Annotated in this window: 4 protein-coding genes and 1 pseudogene; 1 reads left to right on the top strand and 4 read right to left on the bottom strand. The window is 70.6% G+C overall.

The genetic code is table 11. The annotated features are described in order from the left end of the window. The coding region (locus IH13_RS0119765; RefSeq protein WP_031086254.1) for a fumarate reductase/succinate dehydrogenase flavoprotein subunit at window positions 1-1,751 on the bottom strand (1,751 nt) is incomplete at its 3' end. Between the two features lies 1 nt (window position 1,752). Continuing rightward, window positions 1,753-2,460 carry a succinate dehydrogenase gene (locus IH13_RS0119770; protein WP_082317652.1) on the bottom strand — a complete coding sequence of 236 codons (708 nt, stop codon included), beginning with the start codon at window positions 2,458-2,460 and terminating at the stop codon, window positions 1,753-1,755. A gap of 96 nt (window positions 2,461-2,556) precedes the next feature. Between IH13_RS0119770 and IH13_RS40975 the strand changes: the two are divergent. Next, window positions 2,557-3,456: pseudogene (locus IH13_RS40975) on the top strand (LysR family transcriptional regulator); the annotation flags it as partial. A 42-nt stretch (window positions 3,457-3,498) separates the two neighbouring features. Here the strand turns inward: IH13_RS40975 and IH13_RS0119780 are convergent. Continuing rightward, complete coding sequence (locus IH13_RS0119780) at window positions 3,499-5,673, bottom strand: putative bifunctional diguanylate cyclase/phosphodiesterase (RefSeq protein ID WP_031086260.1); 2,175 nt, start codon at window positions 5,671-5,673, stop codon at window positions 3,499-3,501. Then, a partial coding sequence (locus tag IH13_RS0119785) for an SAM-dependent methyltransferase (protein WP_031086262.1) occupies window positions 5,670-6,039 on the bottom strand: 370 nt, incomplete at its 5' end. The genes IH13_RS0119780 and IH13_RS0119785, both read right to left, overlap by 4 nt.

Genomic DNA, 6,039 nt, shown 5'->3' on the forward strand with positions numbered 1-6,039 from the left:
CCGCCGCAGGACTCGGCGCGGTGCAGGGCGTCGAGGCACATGAGCTCGGCCAGTTCGAGGTAGTCGACGATCCGGTTCGCCTTCTCCAGCGACTGGTTGAACTGTTCGCCGGTGCCGGGCACCTTGATGCGGCGCCAGAACTCCTCGCGGATGGCCGGGATGCGCTCCAGGGCGGTGCGCAGGCCCTCCTCGGTGCGGGCCATGCCGCAGTACTCCCACATGAGTTCGCCGATCTCCCGGTGGAAGGAGTCGGGGGTGCGGTCGCCGCCGACGGCGAGCAGCAGGCTGAGCCGGTCCTCGGTCTCGGCCACCGCCTCCGCCACGGCCGGGTGGTCGGCGTCGATCTCGTCGGTGTGCGGGTTGCGGGCCAGGTAGTCGTTGATGGTGGACGGCAGGACGAAGTAGCCGTCGGCGAGGCCCTGCATCAGCGCGGAGGCGCCGAGCCGGTTGGCGCCGTGGTCGGAGAAGTTGGCCTCACCGATCGCGAACAGGCCCGGGACGGTGGTCTGGAGGTCGTAGTCGACCCAGAGCCCGCCCATGGTGTAGTGCACGGCGGGGTAGATCCGCATCGGGGTCTCGTACGGGTCCTCGGCGGTGATCCGGGCGTACATGTCGAAGAGGTTGCCGTACTTCTCCTCGACCTTGGCGCGTCCCATGCGTGCGATGGCGTCGGCGAAGTCCAGGTAGACGCCCTGGCCGCCGGGACCGACGCCACGGCCCTCGTCGCAGACGTTCTTCGCGGCGCGGGAGGCGATGTCGCGGGGGACGAGGTTGCCGAAGGACGGGTAGATCCGCTCCAGGTAGTAGTCGCGCTCGTCCTCGGGGATCTCGTTGGCCGGCCGGTCGTCGCCCTTGGCCTTGGGGACCCAGATGCGGCCGTCGTTGCGCAGCGACTCGCTCATCAGGGTCAGCTTGGACTGGTGCTCGCCGGTGCGCGGGATGCAGGTGGGGTGGATCTGGGTGAAGCAGGGGTTGGCGAAGTGGGCGCCGCGGCGGTGGGCGCGCCAGATCGCGGTGGCGTTGGAGTTCATGGCGTTCGTCGACAGGTAGAAGACGTTGCCGGCGAAGTGGGTCTCGGTCTTCCCGGTGATCAGGTCGCGGGCGACGATGCCGCGGGCCTTGCCGTCGACGACGATCAGGTCGAGCATCTCGGTGCGCGCGTGCATCTCGACGTTGCCGGCCGCGATCTGGCGGGACAGCGCCTGGTAGGCGCCGAGCAGCAGTTGCTGGCCGGTCTGTCCGCGGGCGTAGAAGGTACGGGAGACCTGGACGCCGCCGAAGGACCGGTTGTCGAGGAGACCGCCGTACTCGCGGGCGAAGGGGACGCCCTGGGCCACGCACTGGTCGATGATCTCGACGGAGATCTCGGCGAGGCGGTGGACGTTGGACTCGCGGGCGCGGAAGTCGCCGCCCTTGACGGTGTCGTAGAAGAGCCGGTGGACGGAGTCTCCGTCGTTGCGGTAGTTCTTCGCGGCGTTGATGCCGCCCTGGGCCGCGACGGAGTGGGCGCGACGGGGCGAGTCCTGGAAGCAGAACTGGACGACGTGGTAGCCCTGTTCGGCCAGGGTCGCGCCGGCCGATCCGCCGGCCAGGCCGGTACCGACCACGATGACGGTGTGCTTGCGGCGGTTGGCCGGGTTGACGAGCCTGGCCTGGAAGCGGCGGGTGTCCCAGCGCTCCGCGACGGGGCCTGAGGGCGCCTTGGTGTCGATGACGGGTTCCCCCGTCGTGTAGGCGGTGTAGTCGGCCATGTCAGCTCACCAATCCGGTCATGACGGCGACGGGTACGGAGACGAAGCCCGCCGTCAGCACCACGGCGAGGAGGTTGGCGAGGGTCTTCAGGACCCGGTCACGGGTCGCGTTGCCGACGCCCAGTGTCTGTGCCGCGCTCCAGAAGCCGTGCTGGACGTGCAGGCCCATGGCGAGCATCGCGACGATGTAGATGACGTTGCCGTACCAGGTCGAGAAGGTGTCGACCACGTTCTGGTACGGGTGGCCCTCCTGGAAGCCGCCGCTGTGCACGGTGCCGGTCGTCAGGTCGAGGAGGTGCCAGAGGATGAACAGGGCGAGGATGACGCCGCCCCAGCGCATGGTCCGGGTGGCGTAGCTCGCGCGGGGCCTCTTGTGGACGTACTTCGCGGGGCGGGCCCTGATGTCGCGCCGGCTGAGCTGGTACGCGGAGACGCCGTGCAGCACGACGGCGGCGACCAGCACCACCCGGACGATCCACAGCCCCCAGGAGTAGTGCAGGACGGGTTCGCCCATGGTGCGCAGCCAGTGGCCGTACCGGTTGTACTCACCGGGCCCGAAGAAGATCTTCAGGTTGCCCACCATGTGGGCGACGAGGTACCCGAGCATGATCAGGCCGCTGACGGCCATGATCGTCTTCTTGCCGACGGTCGAGTCCCAGAGCGTACGCGTCATCGACGGCCGTCGGTCCGTCCGCGTTGCCAATGCCATGGCCACGACGCTAGGGCCGAAAGGTACCATCAGTCCAAGACATGAAAGGTCTCATCTCCATAGGGGTTACCTATGAAGGGTGGCTATCCTGGCTTCATGCACTTCCAACAGCTCGCCTATTTCGTCGCGGTCGCCGAGGCCAGGCACTTCACCCGGGCCGCCGAGATCGTGCACGTGTCGCAGCCCTCGCTCTCCCAGCAGATCAAGGCCCTGGAGAGCGAGCTGGGCGCCGAGCTGTTCAGCCGGGCCAGGGGCAACATCACCCTCACCGACGCGGGTGAGGCACTGCTGCCGCTGGCCCGCCGGATCCTGGCGGACGCGGACACCGCCCGGCACGAGGTGCAGGAGCTGGTGCAGCTGCGCCGGGGGCGGGTGAGGCTCGGTGCCACTCCGAGCGTGTGCACCGGACTGCTGCCCGACGTGCTGCGCGTCTTCCACGACCTGCACCCGGGTGTCCAGCTGCTGATCGAGGAGGGCGGCTCGCACGACCTGGTACGGCAGCTGGCCAGGGGTGCGCTCGACCTCGCCCTGCTGGTGCTGCCGCTGCCCGCCGCTTCCCCCGTGCTGACCACGGTGGAGCTGCTCCAGGAGGACCTCGTGGTCCTCTCGTCCACGGCCCGGCCGGCCCCGGGGAGGAGGGGCGCCGTACGGGTCGCCGACCTCCAGGACGAACCGATGGTGATGTTCCGGCACGGCTACGACCTGCGGGAGCTGACGGTGGCCGCCTGTCGCGCGGAGGGCTTCGAACCCCAGTTCACGGTGGAGGGCGGCGAGATGGACGCCGTGCTCGGCTTCGTACGGGCGGGCCTGGGGATCGCGGTCGTGCCCAGGATGGTCGCCGCACGGGCGGGCCAGGACCTGCGGGTCACACCGCTGGCCCCGCCGGGGCTGCGGCGCACCATCGCGTTGGCGCACCGCAGCGACGTGGCTCCGCCGCGGGCCGCACGCGAGCTGCAACGCCTGCTCCTGGCCCGCCCGGACGCCCCCGCCGGCCCCCGGCCGCCGGCGGTTGAGGGGCCGGCGGCGGAAGGGTCCGCCTCAGACGGCGTCGGCCAGCAGCAGCGAGTGGATGCGGTCCGGCGCCCCGGGCCGCGCGTAGTACCACCCCTGGGCCGTGTCGCAGCCGATCTGCCTCAGCTGCTCGGCCTGTGCCCCGGTCTCCACGCCCTCGACCGTGACCGCGAGGCCGAGGCTGTGGGCGAGCGAGACGATGCCCTCGACGATCTTCAGGTCCACGGGGTCGGCCGGGTGCTGCTGCATTCCCTGGGTGAAGGAACGATCCAGCTTGAGCACACTCACCGGAAGCCGGCGCAGATTGGCCAGGTTCGAGTAGCCGGTACCGAAGTCGTCGAGCGCGATGTCCACGCCCATCTCCGCCAGTTGCCGCAGCGGCTTGAGCAGGTCGTCGTCGGCGCCGATCAGCGCGGACTCGGTGACCTCCAGGCAGAGCGCGCCGGGCTCCAGCCCCGAACGCTCCAGCACGTCCACGGTCTCGGCGACCAGTCCGGGGTGGTGCAGCTGGGTGGGCGAGAGGTTGACGTTGATCCGCAACGGGCCGCCGTCGGTGTGCCGTTCCTGCCAGAAGTTGGCCTGGTGCACCGACTCCTCCAGCACCCAGCGGCCGAGTGGCACGATCAGCCCGGTGTGTTCGGCGAGCGGGATGAACCGGTCGGGGCCGAGGACCCCGTGCTGCGGATGGCACCAGCGCACCAGTGCCTCCGCGCCGTGCACACTGCCGTCCCCGAGGTGCACCAGCGGCTGGTACTCGATGAAGAACTCACCGCGGTCCAGCGCGGTGGGCAGGGCCGTGGTCAGCCCGTGCCGGGTGATGGCCCGGGCGTCGGCCTCCGCGTCGGCGAGCGCGAAGCGGTTGCCGCCCGCCGCCTTGGCCCGGTACATCGTGATGTCGGCGCTGCGCAGCACCTCGGCCGCCGTACGTTCGCCCGAGGGCCCTTCGACGACGCCGATGGAGCCGCGCACGGTCAGCTCACGACCGTCGAGGCGGACGGGGGTGGCGAGCGCGGACAGGATGCGTCCGGCCAGCTCGTGGACCTCGTCCTGGGTGCGTGGCCCCGTCGTCAGCGCCACGAACTCGTCCCCGCCGAGCCGGGCGACCATCTCCCCGGGCGCGGTCGCACAGCTCTGCAGCCGGTCGGCGACCTCGACGAGCAACCGGTCGCCCGCCGCGTGCCCCAGGCTGTCGTTGATGGCCTTGAAACCGTCGAGGTCGAGGTAGCAGAGCCCGAAGCGCATGCCCTCCCGGTGGGCGAGCGCCTTCTCCAGCCGTTCGAAGAAGAGGGTCCGGTTCGGCAGCCCGGTGAGGGCGTCGTGCGTCGCCTCGTAGCGCAGCCGCAGGTTGAGCAGCCTCCGCTCGGTGGTGTCCTCCATGAGTGCCAGCTGGTACTCCGGACGGCCCTCCGCGTCCCGCAGCAGCGACACCGTGAGGTTGGTCCAGAGCACGGTGCCGTCGTTGCGGTAGTAGGGCTTCTCGACGCTGTAGTGCTCGCGCTCACCACGCACGAGTTCGTCGTAGTACTTCCACACGTGCGGTGAGTCCTCGGGGTGGACCCACTCGTTGACCTTGTGGCTGCGGACGTGGTTCTCCAGGCCGCCGAACATCCGGGTGAGGGTGTCGTTGATCTCCAGGATGTTGCCGTCGAGGTCGGCTATCCCGATCCCGATGGCCGCGTCCTTGAACACCGCGCGGAAGCGCGCCTCGGTGGCGTGCAGTGCCTGTTCGGCCTGCGAACGGGCGGCGAGGGCCGAGCGGGCGATGGCCTCCTGCTCGGCCAGGGTGCGCTCCCTGAGGGCCTGGGTGAACCCGCCGGCGAGAGCGTGCTGGATCCGCGCGCAGCGGGCCCGGCCGTCCTCCGTCGACAGCCCCACCGGGCCGTTGCCGCCGCAGTAGAGCACGAGGTACGAGTCCACCACGCCGAGGGTGGAACTCAGCGCGTCGGGGTCCGTGCAGTGCGCCTCGACCAGCGCCGCTCCCACCCGGCCGGCCGGCGCCGCGTCGAAGGGCCGGGCGTGGAGTATGCCGCTGAGTTCCCGGGCGAGCGGCAGCAGATGCCCCTCGAACTCGGGCCGGGTCATCGACGTCGCCGTGGACGGGAAGATCGCCCGGCTCCAGATGGTGGCGAATCTTCGGAGCCGGCCCTCGGGCCCGTCCGGTTCCGCGTCCGGCGCGCCGGACGCCTGGGCGGGAATGCTCACGCCTTGCGCCCAACCCCGGCGAAGCCCGAGAAGGCGTACGGGTCTTCCTGGGCCCTCACCGCGGGCGACTCCGGCCGCCAGTCGGGCATCGGGACGAGCCCGGGCTCGACCATCTCGTACCCCTCGAAGAAGCGGCTCGTCTCCGCGCGCGAGCGCATGATCAGCGGGTTGCGGATGTTCCGGTAGACGCCGACCGCTCCCCCGGCCTCCTCCTGGTACCGCGGGATCCCCTCGTACGAGGCGTGGGTCACGACGAGGAGGCTGCCGGGCGCCAGCGCCTCGCGCAGTTCGGCGACCGCCGCGTAGGGCTCGTCGGCGTCCTCGATGAAGTGCAGGACCGCCACGAGCAGCAACGCCACCGGCTTT

The organism is Streptomyces sp. NRRL WC-3549, assembly GCF_000721935.1.
Lineage (GTDB): Bacteria > Actinomycetota > Actinomycetes > Streptomycetales > Streptomycetaceae > Streptomyces.

Coding starts and splice junctions, on each gene's coding strand:
- IH13_RS0119770 (WP_082317652.1), bottom strand. CDS start 2,460: ATGGCATTGGCAACGCGGACGGACCGACGGCCGTCGATGACGCGTACG.